Below are 16,855 nucleotides of genomic sequence, written 5' to 3'. Positions count from 1 at the left end.
GGAAAGGACGCACTACTGCAGCGTCACCCGCGGATCATCGCTGTCGCGGCGTCCGAAGAACTGCATCAGCTGCACCAGAAGGTCGGCGCGGGTGGTCAGGCCATCCGCCTCGAGCAAAGCCTGCTTGGCCGCCGCGTCGAACGGCGCGATCTGCGCGATGCCGTTGACCAGCGAGCGGTCGTCGAGGCGGGCGACGGAGTCCCAATCGACACTATACCCCTGAGCATTGGCGAAGCGCTGCGATTCGCGCTCGAGGCTGGCGCGCTCGATGCTCGACAGCGCCTGGTCGTCCTCGTTCTCGTTGATCAGCTCGGCCTCGATCTGGCGGAACGCCGTGGTCACTTCCAGTTCGCGCAGCACACGGAAGCGGGCAAAGCCCTCGAGCACCAGATTGTAGCGGCCGTCGTCGAGCGCTTCGACATCGACGATGCGGCCGACACAGCCCATGTCGAACAGCGCCGGCGGATCACCGCCGCCGCGCGGCTGGATCATGCCGATCTGCCGGTCGCGCGCCATCGCATCGCTGACCAGCGCGCGGTAGCGCGGCTCGAAGATGTGCAGCGGGACCTGCAGCCCCGGGAACAGGATGACACCGGTCAGCGGAAAGATCGAGATGCGCTGGGCGACCATGACGGGTTTGTCGGTCACCCGAACAACGCGGCGGAAAGCTTGCGCCGGGTCGCCGACACCCAGGGATCTTCCAGCCCGACCGCCTCGAAAATTTGCAGCAGTCGCGCGCGCGCCGCGCCTTCGTTCCATTCCTTGTCCGCGCGCACGATGGCGAGCAGGTGCTCTGCCGCCTCGTCGCGCTCGCCGCCGGCAAACAGCGCCACGGCCAGTTCGAAGCGCGCCGCGTGATCATCGGGCGCGGCGTCAGAGGCGGCGCGCAGCCCTGCGATCTCGCTGTCATCGGCCTTGTCGGCGATCAGCGCGATCGCGGCCTTAGCGCGGTCGAGCAGGGGATCGGATTCAACCTCGGGCGGCAGATCGGCGAGCAACGCCTGGGCTTCTGCAACCTTGTCGGCGGCGACCATCGCGCGCAGCAGGCCGGAAATGGCGGCAACGCTATCGGGCACCATGTCCAGGATCTGCGCGAACATGCCCATCGCCTGTTCGGTGTCCCCTTCGGTCAGCACGTCCTCGGCCATCGCGATCAGCGGCGCGATATCGGGTGCTCCGGCATCGTCGCCATCACCCGCCTGAACCGGCAGCTTCTCGAGCAGCTGGTCCAGTATGCCGCCAAGCTGCGCCTCGGTCCGCGCATTGGTCAGGTTGGCGACCGGCTGGCCCTGAAACATGGCGTAGACGGTGGGGATCGACTGGATCTGGAACTGCGAGGCGATGAAGCGCTCCTCGTCGACATTGACCTTGACCAGCATCACGCCCTTGTCGGCGTAATCGGCGGCAACCTTTTCGAGCACCGGGGTCAGCGTCTTGCACGGGCCGCACCATTCGGCCCAGAAATCAAGAATCACCAGCTTGGTCATCGACGGTTCGACCACGCTGGTCCGGAACGCCTCGACGGCCTTGTGCTCTTCGGTCGTCAAACCCATGGTTGCCAAGTGAACTGCTCCTGCTGTTATGCGCGATCAAACGGGTAAACCCGCAGCCAGGGGTCTGCGCCCCGTTCGTGACCGCCATCTTATCCGCATCCCCAAGATGGTGCGCAAGCAGCTTCTGCCAAGGGTGGAACAATGATTCCGCGGCAAAAGCAAAATTGGGGCTTGCCGGACCCCAAACCCGATGCTAACTGCGCGCCTCACCTGCTGGATCGCACGTCGAACCAGCCGCCGAGCGGGCGTAGCTCAGGGGTAGAGCACAACCTTGCCAAGGTTGGGGTCGAGGGTTCGAATCCCTTCGCCCGCTCCAGTTTTTCAAAAGAAATCCGTAAGATAAAGCATCCGCTCTGCGGACCCACGCCCTATCGTCCGCAGGCCGCATTGGCGTGCGGCCCTGGTATAGCGTGTGCGGTAGATCGGCTTGACCCACAAAAAGCGCGGCTAGGGGGGAGGGCGGTCAGCCGCTCCCCACCCGGCGCATCGCTTTGCGCCAGCGGTGTCAGAAGTCGTAGGTGACCGAGGCCTTGAAGGTGCGCGGCGCGCCGAGCAGCAGGTCGGGGCGGAAGCTGTCGAAGGCCGAGGCCCAATAGGCGTTGTCGGTGACGTTATCGAGATTGAGCCGCAGCGTAAGCGGCTTGCCGCCGACCACCGCGACATAGCGCGCGCCCAGATCGAGCCGGGTCCAGTCCTCGAGGAACAAAGTGTTGCCGATATTGGCCGCCTGCTCGCCGGTGTGCACCACGCGTCCGGTCAGCGTCAGCGCGGGAATGAACGGCACGTCCCACTCGACATTGGCGTTGAGCAGATATTCGGGCACGCCCACCGCCTGGTTGCCTTCGTTCACGCCGTTCTGGGTGCGGCGCAATTTGGCATCGATCACCGATCCGCCGGCAATCACCCGCAGGCCCTCGGTGAGCTCGCCCGCCAGCGTGAACTCTACACCGCGGTTGCGCTGGATGCCGAAGGGTCCGAACTCGAGCGTGCCCGGCTGGCCCGGATCGAGCCTGAGGATCGAGGTTTCGCGGTCGATCTGGAACAGGGCGAGCGAGACATCCATCCGGCCCAGCGTCAGCTTGCCGCCGATCTCATATTGCTCGGACACGAAGGGCGGAAGAACCTCGCCCGCGTTGGTGACCGGCAGCGCCACGCCGCCCGACGGATTGGCGCCGGTGGGAGGCGCAACGGCGCCCTGGACCAAGGCCTCGATGCGGTTGGCGTAGAGCGACAGCCCGGCGACCGGCTTGACCACCAGACCGATCACCGGGGTCACCGCGTCCTCGCTGTATTCGGTGGCGAGCAGGCCGGTCGCGTTGGAATAGGATTTGACGGTGATCGTCTGCAGCCTGAGCCCGGCGGTCAGCAGGACGCGGTCATCCCACAGCCCGATGGTGTCCGACGCGAACACGCTGCCCAGGCGGATGCGCGAAATCGGCAAGGGATCGTCGAGATTGCCGCCGACGAAGGAAACGGTCGACGATTGCGTGACCTCGACCGGCGCGTAGAGGTTGGTCCGCTCGGGCGACAGCGTATAGAATTCAAAGGCATTGCGGTTGACGAGCCAGTTCATCGAGCCGCCGAGGTTGAACTCGTGGGTGATGCCGCCGCCGCGCAGCTTGGCACGCAGGCCCGCCATCGCTGCCTCGTTGTTGTCGGTGCGCGGGATGAACGATCCGCTGACGTTGATGTCGCCGGTGGTGGCGTTGATCAGCTCGGGCGTGCTGTAGACGCCGACTTCGGACCCGTCGCGCGCCCCGAACGCGGCATAGGCCATCACGTCCTTGGCAAGGTCGTATTCCACGCGGAACTGGCCGAAGACATCGCGCAGCGTGGTATATTGCCAGGGCTGGCCGAAGTTGGTGCTGGCATCGGGCGCATCGGGGATGACGGTGAGGCTGTTGATGCGCAATTTGGGCCGGAAGTGCGAGACCTTGACCCGCTGATAGGCGATATCGAGCGAGGCGCGCAGCGGCCCCGAGTTGTAGTCGAGCCCGGCGCCGATCACATAAGTGCTGCGAAACTCGTCATCGATCGAGACGTCGCCGCGGCGCGCGGTGCCGTTGATGCGGAAACCCCATTCGTCGTTCTGGCCGAAGCGGCGGCCGACATCGACGCTGCCGCCGATATGGCCGGGCTCGGTAAAGCCGATGGTGGCGCGGGTGATGCCATCGGCGCCCGCCCGCTTAGGGATCAGGTTGACGCTGCCGCCGATGCCGCTGCCCCCCGGGGCGGCGCCATTGAGGAACGCGCTTGCGCCGTTGAGCACCTGCACCGATTCGTACAGCTCGGGCGCGACGAGCTGGCGCGGGGTGATGCCATACAGACCGTCATAGCCGATATCGTCGCCGCCAAGCGCAAAGCCGCGGATCACGAAAAGTTCGCCGGCAATGCCGAAGCCGGTGGTGGTGCGGATCGTCGGATCGTTCTCCAGCACCTGGCCCAGGGTCTGCGGCTGCTGGTTGAGGATCAGCGCGGCGTTATAGCTGCGGATGCTAAACGGGACATCCTCGGCCAGCTTCTTGCCCAGCACGCCGGCATTGCCCGCCTGCTCAACACCCGACTGGTTCTCGCGCTGGGCGGTGACGATGATCGTCGCGTTGTCGTCAACCGGCCTGTCCTGCGCCAGGGCAGGGGAGGCGAGCATCGGCGCGGTCAGGGCGCTGGCCATGAGGAGCCCGTAGCGGATGATCTGGCTGTTCAACGAAGGTGTCCTTATTGTCAGGGGAAATCGAATGATCAGGTGCGGCGCGCACGCATCGCCCAGACGAGCGCAGCCACCGGCGCCGCCAGCGCGGCCCAGGACGCCGCATCGCGCCAGCCATCGCCGGTCAGCGCGATGACGAGACCGGCAAGCCCGACGACGAAGATCGCGATCGGCCAGGCGAAGATGGCACCCATCGAGCGGGCATGGCGCGATCGCCGGGTCACTCGGCAGGCTCCGCCAGCAACTGGACCTCGCGCAGATGCGCAGAGGCACTGGTCGATCCCTTGGCGAGCCACAGATAGAGGCCCGAACCCAGCACAACGATGGTGAACAATGTCAGCGCCGCCCACAGCAGCTTGAGCGGCAGGCCGCCATAATCGCCGAAGTGCAGCGGGCGCGAGAGCGACAGCGCCTGATAATACCACGGCATCGGCCGGGCATCGGTGAACTCGACGGTCTCGGCATCGATCAGCGCAGGCGTGAGCAGCCGCTCGGTGAGCGGCGTATCGCCCTGGAAGAACACCGCATAATGATGCTTCGAGCTGAAGGTGCCGCCGGGAAAGGCGATGAACTGCGGGTTGTTGCCCGGCAGCGCCGCGCGCGCCTCGGCCATCGCGCGGTCGAGCGATCCGTAGCGGGCAGGGTCGAGCGCATCGCGCCCGGCATAATCGCGCGTCATGTCGGCCAGCTCGTCGGCTTGCCACATATCCTCGATCGGCACCGCGAGCGCGTTGATCACCCCGGTCAGCCCGACCACCAGCATCCAGGCGAGCGCGACGATGCCCAGAAGATTGTGATAGTCGAGCCATTTGAGCCGCGTGCTGCGCGATACCCGCAGCGTTCCGAAGTCGAGCTTGCGCATAAACGGGGCGTAGAGGACAACGCCCGATACCAGAGCGGCAACGAAGGCCACCCCCATCGCGCCCAGGAACAGCATTCCGGGCAGACCCAGGAACATGTCGGTGTGCAGTTCCAGCAGGAAGTGCATCACCCCGCCATCGGCCTCGGCGACCATGCCGACAAGCTCACCCGTGGAGCGGTCGAACGACTGGATGGTCATCTCGGCGCCCGGCGAATCGGGGCGCGGCGCGGTGGTGATCGTCATCGAGGGCTGGTCGTTGTCGAACGCCATATACAGCGGCACTTCGCCCGGACGGTTAGCCAGCGCGCGCTGCAGCATCGTATCCAGCGACAGCAGCCCTTCGGCGGTGCCGGACGATCCGACGCCCGGCATGCCGTATTCGGGCTGCTGCTCGGTGAGATGATCGATCTCGTCGTGGAAAATCAGCGGCAACCCGGTGAGGCACAGCATCAGCAGGAATGCTGTGCACACCAGGCTGGTCCATTTGTGGACGAGGAACCAGGTTTTGATCGCAGACCGGGTCATCGTGCCCTGGCCAACCGGGGCAGCGCAGAAGCCACCGCATTGCCTGCGGCGGCCTGCGGCAGGGCGCGGTTCAACAGCGAAATCGCGGCAACGCCCGCGACGAACTGGCAACGCATCAAAACACCCCTTGCTCGTCTGGAAACGCGGTCCATACCGATCAACACTTCAGATGTAAATGCAAGTCAGTCGCATACTCAACCGGCGTTGTGCATCCGGTCGTCCGCCCGCGCGAATCTGCGCGCATTACTGAAGCTGACATAGGTTATAATCGCGGAACCGATCGTCTGACCTCCCGTTCGTCCATGGATATGACGGAAATCAGCCCATGAACCGGGAACGCGCAATGGCCGGTTGCGCAGCCGGTCAAGCCTCGGGCGTCCGGGTGGTCGAGTCCGGACCCGACGTGCGGGGCACAAAGGAATTGGCAATGGCACATGATTCGCAAACGCAATCAAGGGGCGAGCTGCTGGTGGTTGCCCTGCAGGATCTTTGGCAGGCGCGGTCGGTAATCCGCGACCAGATGAAGGCAGTCGAGGACGCGACCGTGGATACCCAGACGCGCGCCGTGCTGGGTGAGATCAGAACAGCCGCTGCCGATGATCAGCCGATATTGTCCGCTCTGGTGTCCAACCCCGGCGACACGCCCAACCTTTGGGCGAAGGGGATCTTCGAAGATGCGTCCCGCGATGTCGCAACCACCGCGCAAGGGGCGGTGCGAGACATCGCGCTGATCGGCGCGATCCGCAAGCTGTTGGCAGCCGATATCGTGTCGTTGGAAACGGCGATCCGGCTCGGGATCCCGAAGGGGCGCGATTTCGTCGAGCCGATCGCCGAGCTTCAGGCCGCGGCATACGAGCGCGACCAGTGTCTGCGCGCCCGGCTGCAAGCGCTGACGAGAGAGGATCAATAGCGAGCATCCCCTCCACGATATATGCAATGTCCGCCAAGGCGACCCTCATCAGACGACCCAAGGATACCATGGCCAGCCTGTCGGAATCCACGAAATACCAAAGAGTGCTCTCCGACTTTGGAGATTTCGTGCTTGATCACGAAGACCTCGATGAGATTCTCAACGAGGCGTGCCGGCTGGTCGCGCTTGGGCTCGAGGTCGATTTCGCCAAGGTGATCGAGATCGACCGGAGCGATGATACCGGCCTGGTGCGGGCGGGAATCGGCTGGCATCCGGGTGTGGTCGGGCACGAGCGGGTCAGCCTCAGCGGCCAGTCTTCCGAGGCCTTTGCGATCGAGAAGGCCGAGCCCGTCATCACCAGGGATATCGCAAGCGAGGACCGGTTCGATTTCCCCCCATTCCTTCGCGATCATAATGTGGTGGCGCTGGTGAATGTCCCCATTTTCCTGCCGGGGCGAAAGCCGTTCGGGTTGCTGCAGGTCGATTCGCGCCGGTCGCGGGACTTTGGCGAGCATGAGATCGAGTTTCTGAAGACCTATGCGATGATCCTGGGGCCAGCCATCGATCGGCTGCGCACGGTGGCGGCGCTGCGGATCGCCGACGATCGCCTGCAGCTGATCGACAACGCCCGGGCGTATGTCATGGTGGTCTGCGATGCCGACGACAGGATCACGGCCTGGCTGGGCGGGTCGGAGGAGATTCTGGGCTGGTCGCGCAGCGAGGCGGTGGGACAGCCGGCCGAAATCTTCTTCACCGACGAGGATCGCGCGCAGGGCGTTCCGGCCATGGAGCTGGCGCGGGCGCGCGAAACCGGCACCGCAGCCGATGTGCGATGGCATCAGCGCCGCGATGGTTCGCGCGTGTTTCTCGACGGGCAGACCATAGCCATCCGCCACCCCGACGGCGACCTGCGTGGCTATCTCAAGATCGGGCAGGATGTCACCGAGCGGATTCGCACTGAGGCCGCGCTCCGGGAAAGCGAGGAAAGGCTGCGCCAGTTCGGCGAGGCCTCGCAGGACATCTTATGGATGCGCGATGCCCAAAGCCTGCAATGGCAGTATCTGACACCGGCCTTCGAGGCGATCTATGGAATGTCGCGCGGGGATGCGCTGGACGGTGACAATTTCGGCAACTGGCTGGATCTGATCGTCGCAGAGGATCGGCCCCGGGTGCTCGAGGCGATCGAGCGGGTCCGCAGCGGGGAACATGTCACCTTCGATTATCGCATCCGGCGGCCAAGCGATGGCTCGATCCGCTGGCTGCGCAACACCGATTTTCCGCTTGCCGGTTGCGATGGCGCGGTGTCGCTGATCGGCGGCGTTGGCCACGACCTGACCGAGCTGCGCGAAGCCGAGCTTCGGTTGCAGGTGCTGATGGAAGGTATTCCGCAGTTGGTCTGGCGCGCCATGGGGGATGGGCAGCTGACATGGTCCAGCCCGCAATGGAGCGAGTATACCGGCCTTTCGGAAGAGGCCAGCCGGGCGGACGGCTGGCTCAAGGCGTTCCATCCCGAAGACCGCGCTGCGGTGCGTTCCGAATGGGCAGATGCGGCCGAAACCGGAATCTTCGAGGTCGAGGCGCGGATCTGCAGCTCTGCCAGGCGGAGTTATCGATGGTTCCAGACCCGCGCTTCGCCGGTCCGCAATCAGGCCGGATCGATTATCGAATGGCTGGGGACCTCGACCGACATCCACCAGATCCGTGATCTGCAGTCCCGCCAGCAGGTTCTGGTCGCCGAGCTGCAGCATCGTACCCGCAACCTGATGGCGGTGGTGTTGTCGACATCCGAGAAGACAGCGCGCGCGAGCAGCGATCTGGCGGATTTCAGGGACCGGTTCGGTGATCGGCTGGAAGCGCTGGCACGGGTGCAGGCGCTGTTGTCGCGTCTGGGCGAGCAGCAACGAATCACCTTTGACGAACTGATCGATGCCGAGCTCGCAGCGCTGGAAGGCGCATCGGATCAGGTCAGCGTCGACGGTCCCAAGGGCGTGCGTCTGCGCTCGTCGACGATCCAGACCCTGGCCATGGCGCTGCACGAGCTGGCCACCAATGCCGTAAAATACGGTGCGCTCAGCCAGGCAGGCGCAACGCTGGCGATTTCCTGGACGGTCGCGCGCGCCACAGCCGATGGACCGCATTGGCTGCATATCGAGTGGCGCGAAAGCGGCGTGGCGATGCCGACGGGACACCCGACCCCAGGCCATGGCCGCGAACTGATCGAGCGGGCTCTGCCCTACCAGCTCGATGCCAGAACCCGCTTCGTCCTCGGACCCGATGGGGTTGTCTGCTCCATCGCGTTTCCTTTGCCCTCAGATTGATATCAAGGAGACCCGCCATGACCGATCTGTCGCTCAATGGACGTCGCATTCTGGTGGTCGAAGACGAATATCTGGTCGCCGACGAGCTGCATATGGAACTGGAGCGTATCGGGGCGACCGTCATCGGACCGGTGGCCAGTCTGGCGGATGCCATCGCCATCATCGCGGCGACACCGCACATCGATGGCGCGGTGCTCGATGGCAACCTCAAGGGCGAGATGGTGTTCCCGGCCGCAGACCAGCTTCTGGACCGCGGCATCCCCATCGTGTTCGTGAGCGGCTATGACGCGCTGGCGATTCCCGAGCGGTTCAGACAGGCCCCGCGCTGCGACAAGCCGGTCGGCGTGCGCCGGATCATCGAAACGCTCAAAAGGGCCTTGGAGCTGGTATAGCCTGCTGCGCCCCATCCATTGGCCCGGGGGCTCGGGATCAGGGCTGCATGACGACCTTGATCCAGTCGTCCTGATGGTCGCGGAAATTGCGATAGCCCCTGGCTGCATCATCCAGCGGCAGGCGATGGCTGATCAGGAAGCTGGGGTCGATCACGTCGCGTTCGATCATGTCGAGCAACTCTTCGGTATAGCGCCGCACATGCGTCTGCCCGGTGCGCAGCTGCAGACCTTTCTGCATTAGCGCGCCCAGCGGAAACAGGTCCGCCTTGCCGCCATACACCCCGGGGACCGAAACCCGGCCGCCCTTGCGGCAGGCCAAGATCGCCTGGCGCAGCACGTGCGCGCGGTCCTGACCCATGCCGACCGTCTGCTTGATCCTGTCGGCGATGTTGTCGATCGAAAAGCCGTGCGATTCCATCCCGATCGCATCGATCACCGCATCCGGGCCGACCCCGCCGGTCATCTGCATGAGCCCGTCGAGAATGTCGGTCTCGTGGAAATTGACCGGCTCCGCGCCCAGCCCTTCGGCCATGGCGAGCCGTCCCGGCACGCCATCGATCGCGATTACCCGCCCGGCGCCCTGGTGAAAGGCGCTGAGGATCGAGAACAGACCCACCGGCCCGCAGCCCCACACCGCGATGGTATCGCCCGGCTCGATCTCGGCGTTCAGCGCCGCCATCCAGCCGGTCGGCAGGATGTCGGACAGGAACAGCAGCCGGTCATCGGGAATGTCGTCGGGGACGATCTGCGGGATGACATCGGAATAGGGAACGCGGACCAGTTCGGCCTGGCCCCCGGCATAGCCGCCGGTGAGGTGCGAATAGCCAAACATGCCGGCCAGCGGATAGCCGAACGCCTTTTCGGCAACCTGCTGGTTCTCGACCGGACAGCTGTTGTCGCAGGCGCTGTAGCGCTGGTCGGCGCACTGGAAGCACTGGCCGCAGAAGATGGTAAACGGCACGACGACGCGCTGGCCGATCGTCAGCGTGCTCTCGCGGCCGACATCGACCACGCGGCCCATGAACTCATGGCCCAGTATGTCGTCCTTCTCGACGCCGGGAATCACCCCGTCATACAGATGCAGGTCAGACCCGCAGATCGCGGTGGAGGTGACCTCGACGATCGCATCGCGCGGATTGACGATCTTGGGATCGGGCATCTGGCGCACTTCGATATGGCCTTTGCCCTGGAAGGTGGCGGCTCGCATAAAATGAGTCCTTGTTCAGTCAAAGCCAAAAGGGGCGAACGGTCAGGCAGCGTCGGGGCGCATCCTCGCGGTGGCGATCTCGCCGGTTTCGATCAGCATCTTCATCCGCCGCAGGTCGCGCAAAATGCCAAGCTTGAGCGCCTCGGCCATCATCGCCTCGGTCTTGAGCGTCGAGGCGAAATCGCGGGGGCGGACCGCCATGATCACCTCCACCGCGATGCCCTTGGCGCCATTGTCGTGCAGTCGCATGCGGCCATGCATGTCGGCATGGTCATCGCCCTCGGAGGCCCAGGCGATCAGCTCGCCTTCGCGCCGGGTGACGATGCGGATCAGCAGCGGGCGCGATGCCATCGCCCGCAACTCTGCGGACGGCAGCAGCAGGTCGGGTTGGTTGCCTTCGGGGATGGGGAGGTATTCCAGGTCCCGCCACAACTGCGGATCGCTCTGCCAGCAATCCAGAATCTGCTCGGGAGTCGCTCGGATCGACACGGTCGCGCCGGTGACGCGATAGTCGCCGAAGCGGCGCGCGTGGCGTGCAGAGCGCGCAGGCGCAGCGTCGTGATTGGCATGGGTCGGACGGCGAATCATCAAGACGCCGCCAGCAGCCGTAGCCAGCGTGGCGGCCAATCCGTAACGGGCCCAGTTGGCAAGGTTCATGGCCTGCAAAATCCCTTTGTTGGCGTTGGTGACGCGGTGCCCGTCGTGGCTCGTCGGGGTGTGGGGCAGGGCACCGCGTCGACACCCGTCCTAGGGCGATCGACCTCGGGCCATCATCACATGGGTTGGCATAGCGCCGGAAGTTTGAGCCGCACGCCCGCAGCGTCGATGCCACAGGACGTGCCCTCCCGATGCGATGCCGGGCAGACTCGCGGCGCAGCTTTGTGGGGCCACCCAGACGGCGCTTCGCCTGCCATTTGGCCCGTGGCAATTGCGGGGATCGCCACCAGCGCACTCCGCCAGATCTGCCGCCTTGGGTTCGAAACGATCACCCCCATGGGCAAAAGTGTCCAAAAACAAATGCACTGCAATGTGTAAACCTACATTGACACTATGGGGAGTTAAGTTAAGATGACACCTTGTTGAGGGGTCTCGTGAGTGTCCCCCAAAGGCTTTAGACAAGGGGAGCGCACAATGCAGGCAATGGCCGTCATTTTTGAAGCACCGCACCGCCTTGCCTTGCGTCCGTTGGCGCTGAATGCGCCAGAATCCGCCGATGTCGTTGTCGAAATCGCGTGGAGCGGCATCAGCACCGGTACCGAAAAACTGCTGTTTACCGGCAAGATGCCTAGCTTCCCCGGAATGGGTTACCCGCTGGTCCCCGGCTATGAGTCGGTGGGCCGGATTGTCGACTCAGGCGCTGAGTGCAAGGGCCGGATCGGCGAATGGGTGTTCGTGCCCGGCGCCAACTGCTTTGCCGATGCGCGCGGTCTGTTCGGCGGATCGGCACGGCGACTCGTGGTGCCCTCGGCCCGCGCGCTGCCGATCGACGAAAACTGGGGCTCGGACGGCGTGCTGTTCGCGCTTGCCGCCACTGCGTTGCATGCGATGGCGGGCGGTCCTCCCGATCTGATCGTTGGCCACGGCATCCTTGGCCGCCTGCTCGCCCGTCTCACCATCGCCAGCGGCGCGCCTGCGCCGACCGTGTGGGAGATCAACCCGGCCCGCAGCGCCGGCGCGGATGGCTATGATATTGTTCATCCCGATGCGGATGAGCGCCGCGATTATCGCAGCATCTGCGATGTCAGCGGCGACGGTTCGCTGCTCGACACGCTGATCTCGCGGCTTGGCAAGGGTGGGGAAGTCACGCTCGCCGGGTTCTATCAGCAGCCGCTCAGCTTTACCTTTCCGCCCGCATTCATGCGCGAAGCACGCATCCGCGTCGCTGCGGAATGGGGCCCCGATGACCTCGTCGCGATCCGCGCGATGGTTTCTAGCGGTGCGCTCAGCCTTGCCGGGCTGGTCAGCCATGTTCAGCCGGTTGCTGATGCACCCAGCGCGTACCCCACCGCGTTCACCGATCCGGCCTGCCTCAAGATGATACTCGATTGGAGCGCTTGCGCATGACGATGTTGGAACATTCCGGACCTGATACGGCCGCCCTGCGCGATGAAGCATCGCACGAACCCGATCCGGTGCACACGGGACCTGTGACCAAGGAAACGCAGATCATCGCGATCTACGGCAAGGGCGGTTCGGGCAAGAGCTTCGCGCTCTCGAACCTCAGCTATATGATGGCGCAGCAGGGCAAGCGCGTGCTGCTGATCGGTTGCGATCCCAAGTCCGACACCACCAGTCTGCTGTTCGGCGGCAAGGCGTGCCCGACGATCATCGAAACCAGCAGCGCCAAAAAGCTGGCCGGCGAAGAGGTTCGCATCGAGGATGTCTGCTTCCAGCGCGACGGCGTGTTCGCGATGGAACTGGGCGGCCCCGAAGTGGGACGCGGCTGCGGCGGACGCGGCATCATCCACGGTTTCGAACTGCTCGAAAAGCTCGGCTTCCACGACTGGGGCTTCGATTTCGTGCTGCTCGATTTCCTCGGCGACGTGGTCTGCGGCGGCTTCGGCCTGCCGATTGCGCGCGACATGTGCCAGAAGGTCATCGTCGTCGCGTCGAACGACCTGCAATCGCTCTATGTCGCCAACAACGTCTGCAAGGCGGTCGACTATTTCGGCAAGATGGGCGGCAATGTCGGCGTTGCGGGCATCCTGATCAACAAGGATGACGGCACCGGCGAGGCGCAGGCGTTCGCAGAAGAGGTCGGCATCCCGGTGCTCGCCTCGATCCCGGCCAATGACGATATCCGCCGCAAGTCGGCCAACTACCAGATCATCGGACGCCCCGACACCGAATGGGCATCCTTGTTCGAAGAACTCGCGATCAACGTCGCCGAAGCGCAGCCCGCACCCCCGCGTCCGCTGACCCAGGATGGTCTGCTCGCGCTGTTCAAGCCCGAGGACACCGGCGGCAATGTCGAGCTGGTCCCCGCGACCCAGGCCGACATGCGCGGCGGCACCTACGAACAGAAGCCTTCGCTCGAAGTGGTTTACGACGCCGTATGACCGACAGCCCCGCCTCTTCCGCCGCGCGCGCACCTGACCGGATCGACCTTGCGGCCGCTCCCGTCGAAGGGGGGTGCTCGTCAAAGGACACCATGCGCGCGGCCGCCGAAGAGGCAGGCAAGGGCGAAATCCTGGCGCGCTACGCCGCCGATTACCCCAAGGGTCCGCACGATCAGCCGCAGAGCATGTGCCCCGCGTTCGGATCCTTGCGCGTCGGCCTGCGCATGCGCCGCACCGCGACGATCCTCTCGGGCTCGGCCTGCTGCGTCTATGGCCTGACCTTCACCTCGCATTTCTACGGGGCGCGCCGTTCGGTCGGTTACGTCCCGTTCAGCTCCGAAACGCTCGTCACCGGCAAGCTGTACGAAGACATCCGCGACGCGGTGCATCTGATGGCCGATCCGGCTTTGTATGACACCGTCGTCGTCACCAATCTGTGCGTACCCACCGCATCGGGCGTCCCGATCCAAAATCTGCCCAAGCAGATCAACGGCGTACGGATCATCGGCATTGATGTCCCCGGCTTCGGCGTCCCGACCCATGCCGAGGCCAAGGACGTGCTCGCCGGCGCCATGCTCGCCTATGCGCGCAAGGAAGCCTCGCAGGGCCCGGTCGCCGCGCCCAGCCATCGCCCCGACCGTCCGACGGTGACGCTGCTGGGCGAAATGTTCCCCGCCGATCCGGTCGGCATCGGTCAGCTGCTTGAGCCTTTGGGCTTGGCTGCAGGGCCCGTCGTCCCGACCCGCGAATGGCGCGAACTGTACAGCGCGCTTGATTGCGCCGCGGTCGCCGCGATCCACCCGTTCTACACCGCCAGCGTGCGCGAGTTCGAAGCTGCCGGGCGTCCGGTGATCGGTTCGGCGCCGGTGGGTGTCGATGGCACCGCCGCCTGGCTCGATGCCATCGGCGCGGCCTGCGGCGTCGCGCAATCGGCGGTCGATGCCGCCAAGGACAAGTTCCTGCCCGCAATCCGCGCGGCGCTCGATGCCAATCCGATCAAGGGCCGGATCACGGTTTCGGGTTATGAAGGCTCCGAACTGCTGGTCGCGCGGCTGCTGATCGAAAGCGGCGCCGAAGTGCCGTATGTGGGCACCGCCTGCCCCAAGACCCGCTGGTCCGAGCCCGACCGCGCCTGGCTCGAAGCGCGCGGCGTGCGCATCCAGTACCGCGCCAGCCTCGAGCAGGACATCGCGGCGGTCGAGGAATACCGCCCGGATCTCGCCATCGGCACCACCCCGGTGGTCCAGCACGCCAAGAGCGAGGCGATCCCCGCGCTGTACTTCACCAACCTGATCTCGGCGCGTCCGCTGATGGGCCCGGCAGGCGCTGGCTCGCTGGCGCTGGTGATCAACGCCGCGCTTGCCAACCAGGACCGGTTCAACCGGATGCAGAGCTTCTTCGATGGCGTTGGTGCCAACGAGAATGCCGGCATCTGGCGCGATACCCCGGTCGACCGGCCCGAGTTCAAGAAGAAGTACGCCGCGCGCATCAAGGGACTCACCAAGTCCGAAGAGGCGGTGGGCACATGACCCTCATCATCGATCACGATCGGGCAGGCGGTTACTGGGGCGCGGTCTACGCGTTCACCGCGATCAAGGGCCTGCAGGTCATCATCGACGGCCCGGTGGGCTGCGAGAACCTGCCGGTGACCTCGGTGCTGCACTACACCGATGCGCTGCCGCCGCACGAACTCCCCATTGTCGTCACCGGCCTGGGCGAGGAAGAGCTGGGCAAGACCGGCACCGAAGGTGCGATGCGCCGCGCCTGGCAGACGCTCGACCCCGATCTTCCCGCGGTTGTCGTCACCGGATCGATCGCCGAGATGATCGGCGGCGGCGTGACCCCCAACGGCACCAACATCCGCCGGTTCCTGCCGCGCACCATCGACGAAGACCAGTGGCAGGCCGCCGATCGCGCGCTCACCTGGCTGTGGACCGAATTCGGACCAAAGAAGGTCAAGCCGCTTGCGCCGCGCAAGGAGGGGACAAAGCCCAAGGTCAACATCCTCGGCCCGATCTACGGCACGTTCAACATGCCCAGCGACCTGGCCGAAATCCAGCGGCTGGTCGAAGGCATCGGCTGCGAGCTCAACATGGTGTTCCCGCTGGGCAGCCATCTGGCCGACGTCAAGAAGCTCGCGGACGCAGAGGTCAACATCTGCATGTACCGCGAATTCGGCCGCAACCTGTGCGAAACCCTCGAGCGGCCCTATCTGCAGGCGCCAATCGGGCTGGAATCGACCACCTTGTTCCTGCGCAAGCTGGGCGAGCTGACCGGGCTCAACCCCGAGCCGTTCATCGACCGCGAGAAGCACACCACGATCAAGCCGCTATGGGATCTGTGGCGCTCGGTCACGCAGGATTTCTTCGGCACCGCAAGCTTCGGCATCCACGCCAACGAAACCTATGCGCGCGGCATCCGCAACTTCCTCGAGCACGACATGGGGCTGCCGTGCAATTTCGCCTTCAGCCGCACCGCGGGCGTCAAGCCCGACAACGAGGCGGTGCGCGAGGCGATCCGCACCAACCCTCCGCTGGTGATGTTCGGCAGCTATAACGAGCGGATGTACATGGCCGAGTGCGGCGCGCGGGGCATGTATATCCCGGCGAGCTTCCCCGGGGCGGTGATCCGCCGCCACACGGGAACGCCGGTGATGGGCTATTCGGGGGCGACCTGGCTGGTGCAGGAAGTGTGCAACGCGCTGTTTGATGCGCTGTTCCACATCCTGCCGCTGTCGACCCAGATGGATGCAGTTGCGGCCACTCCGGCCAGGATCGAGCGGGAACTCGATTGGACACCGGAAGCCAAGGCGCGGCTCGACCAGCTGGTCGACGCGCAGCCGGTTCTTGTGCGCATTTCTGCGGCCAAGAACTTGCGCGATGCGGCCGAAAGGGCCGCGCGGCGCGCAAACGAGAATTCAGTAACCGAGGTGCGGCTGGTGGAGGAAGCCGTCGCACAGAATATGGGGCAGCTCGCGTGAGCGGCTGGTCCAGTCATCGGCCTTGGGACGGGGCCTCCATCATCCGCACGGGATTTTCCCGAACGGATAATCGCCTGGAAGGCGCTCATTTGGCGTTCTTCCAAATTTGGAAGCTAAGGAGAATATCTCATGGCAGATGAAGGGATGGGTCCTGCGACCTACCTGACGGAAAGCGAAGCAAAGGAGTTTCACAAACTCTTCGTTGCAAGCTTTGCCTTCTTTACGATCATTGCGATCATCGCCCACGTTCTGGTCTGGCAATGGCGCCCGTGGTTCCCGGGTACGCCCGGCTACGAAGCGACTTCGAGTCTCGACCCCGTGACCGACGTGCAGCTCAGCTAA

The 16,855-nt window shown here is 64.8% G+C and carries 15 protein-coding genes and 1 tRNA gene; 9 read left to right on the top strand and 7 right to left on the bottom strand.

The features are described 5' to 3' along the window. Positions 1 to 12 precede the first annotated feature (12 nt). Positions 13 to 630: an LON peptidase substrate-binding domain-containing protein gene (locus QUV11_RS02055; protein ID WP_300880321.1), complete on the bottom strand. Its 618-nt coding sequence runs from the start codon at positions 628 to 630 to the stop codon at positions 13 to 15. Between the two features lie 14 nt (positions 631 to 644). Beyond that, positions 645 to 1,553, bottom strand: a complete 909-nt coding sequence (locus QUV11_RS02050) for a tetratricopeptide repeat protein (RefSeq protein WP_300880320.1) — start codon at positions 1,551 to 1,553, stop codon at positions 645 to 647. Positions 1,554 to 1,794: 241 nt separating this feature from the next. Between QUV11_RS02050 and QUV11_RS02045 the strand changes: the two genes are divergently transcribed. Then, positions 1,795 to 1,869 (top strand) — tRNA-Gly (locus tag QUV11_RS02045). A gap of 189 nt (positions 1,870 to 2,058) precedes the next feature. On the opposite strand, the gene QUV11_RS02040 is transcribed toward QUV11_RS02045, so the two are convergent. The 3 genes from QUV11_RS02040 to QUV11_RS02030 are packed head-to-tail and all read right to left on the bottom strand — an operon-like array spanning position 2,059 to position 5,647. Continuing rightward, positions 2,059 to 4,257, bottom strand: coding sequence for a TonB-dependent receptor (locus QUV11_RS02040; protein WP_300880289.1), 2,199 nt, complete (start codon positions 4,255 to 4,257; stop codon positions 2,059 to 2,061). Between the two features lie 35 nt (positions 4,258 to 4,292). Then, positions 4,293 to 4,484: a hypothetical protein gene (locus QUV11_RS02035; protein ID WP_300880288.1), complete on the bottom strand. Its 192-nt coding sequence runs from the start codon at positions 4,482 to 4,484 to the stop codon at positions 4,293 to 4,295. Then, the gene (locus tag QUV11_RS02030) at positions 4,481 to 5,647 is read right to left on the bottom strand and encodes a PepSY domain-containing protein (RefSeq protein ID WP_300880287.1); all 1,167 of its coding nucleotides are present in this window, start codon (positions 5,645 to 5,647) and stop codon (positions 4,481 to 4,483) included. The genes QUV11_RS02035 and QUV11_RS02030 overlap by 4 nt, the downstream gene beginning before the upstream one ends. A gap of 325 nt (positions 5,648 to 5,972) precedes the next feature. Here QUV11_RS02030 and QUV11_RS02025 point away from each other — a divergent pair, with 325 nt between their 5' ends. The 3 genes from QUV11_RS02025 to QUV11_RS02015 all read left to right on the top strand — a co-directional run bounded on the left by QUV11_RS02025 (position 5,973) and on the right by QUV11_RS02015 (position 9,267). Continuing rightward, positions 5,973 to 6,557 carry a hypothetical protein gene (locus QUV11_RS02025; RefSeq protein WP_300880286.1) on the top strand — a complete coding sequence of 195 codons (585 nt, stop codon included), beginning with the start codon at positions 5,973 to 5,975 and terminating at the stop codon, positions 6,555 to 6,557. A 68-nt stretch (positions 6,558 to 6,625) separates the two neighbouring features. Continuing rightward, positions 6,626 to 8,875 carry a PAS domain S-box protein gene (locus tag QUV11_RS02020; protein ID WP_300880285.1) on the top strand — a complete coding sequence of 750 codons (2,250 nt, stop codon included), beginning with the start codon at positions 6,626 to 6,628 and terminating at the stop codon, positions 8,873 to 8,875. 17 nt (positions 8,876 to 8,892) lie between these two features. Continuing rightward, a complete protein-coding gene (locus tag QUV11_RS02015) occupies positions 8,893 to 9,267 on the top strand; it encodes a response regulator (protein ID WP_300880284.1) in 375 nt (124 codons plus the stop codon). 37 nt (positions 9,268 to 9,304) lie between these two features. Here the strand turns inward: QUV11_RS02015 and QUV11_RS02010 are convergent, their stop codons facing one another. Continuing rightward, a complete protein-coding gene (locus tag QUV11_RS02010; protein WP_300880283.1) occupies positions 9,305 to 10,474 on the bottom strand; it encodes a zinc-dependent alcohol dehydrogenase in 1,170 nt (389 codons plus the stop codon). A gap of 42 nt (positions 10,475 to 10,516) precedes the next feature. Beyond that, the gene (locus QUV11_RS02005; RefSeq protein ID WP_300880282.1) at positions 10,517 to 11,131 is read right to left on the bottom strand and encodes a hypothetical protein; all 615 of its coding nucleotides are present in this window, start codon (positions 11,129 to 11,131) and stop codon (positions 10,517 to 10,519) included. 474 nt (positions 11,132 to 11,605) lie between these two features. Between QUV11_RS02005 and bchC the strand changes: the two genes are divergently transcribed. The 5 genes from bchC to pufB all read left to right on the top strand — a co-directional run bounded on the left by bchC (position 11,606) and on the right by pufB (position 16,855). Continuing rightward, positions 11,606 to 12,538: a chlorophyll synthesis pathway protein BchC gene (bchC, locus tag QUV11_RS02000; RefSeq protein WP_300880281.1), complete on the top strand. Its 933-nt coding sequence runs from the start codon at positions 11,606 to 11,608 to the stop codon at positions 12,536 to 12,538. Positions 12,539 to 12,540: 2 nt separating this feature from the next. Next, on the top strand, positions 12,541 to 13,533 hold the full coding sequence (locus QUV11_RS01995; protein WP_300880319.1) for a chlorophyllide a reductase iron protein subunit X: 993 nt from the start codon (positions 12,541 to 12,543) through the stop codon (positions 13,531 to 13,533). Further along, the gene (bchY, locus tag QUV11_RS01990) at positions 13,530 to 15,062 is read left to right on the top strand and encodes a chlorophyllide a reductase subunit Y (RefSeq protein ID WP_300880280.1); all 1,533 of its coding nucleotides are present in this window, start codon (positions 13,530 to 13,532) and stop codon (positions 15,060 to 15,062) included. Before QUV11_RS01995 ends, bchY begins: the two co-directional genes overlap by 4 nt. Continuing rightward, a complete protein-coding gene (gene bchZ / locus QUV11_RS01985) occupies positions 15,059 to 16,513 on the top strand; it encodes a chlorophyllide a reductase subunit Z (protein WP_289618006.1) in 1,455 nt (484 codons plus the stop codon). The genes bchY and bchZ overlap by 4 nt, the downstream gene beginning before the upstream one ends. Before the next feature lie 129 nt (positions 16,514 to 16,642). Beyond that, entirely contained in the window at positions 16,643 to 16,855 is a 213-nt protein-coding gene (pufB, locus tag QUV11_RS01980; protein WP_017669604.1) for a light-harvesting antenna LH1, beta subunit, read from the top strand.

This window comes from Blastomonas sp. (genome assembly GCF_030373265.1).
In the GTDB taxonomy this organism is placed as follows: Bacteria; Pseudomonadota; Alphaproteobacteria; order Sphingomonadales; family Sphingomonadaceae; genus Blastomonas.
Note: the sequence above shows the minus strand (reverse complement) of the source record. Positions and strands in the feature narration are given on the sequence as shown.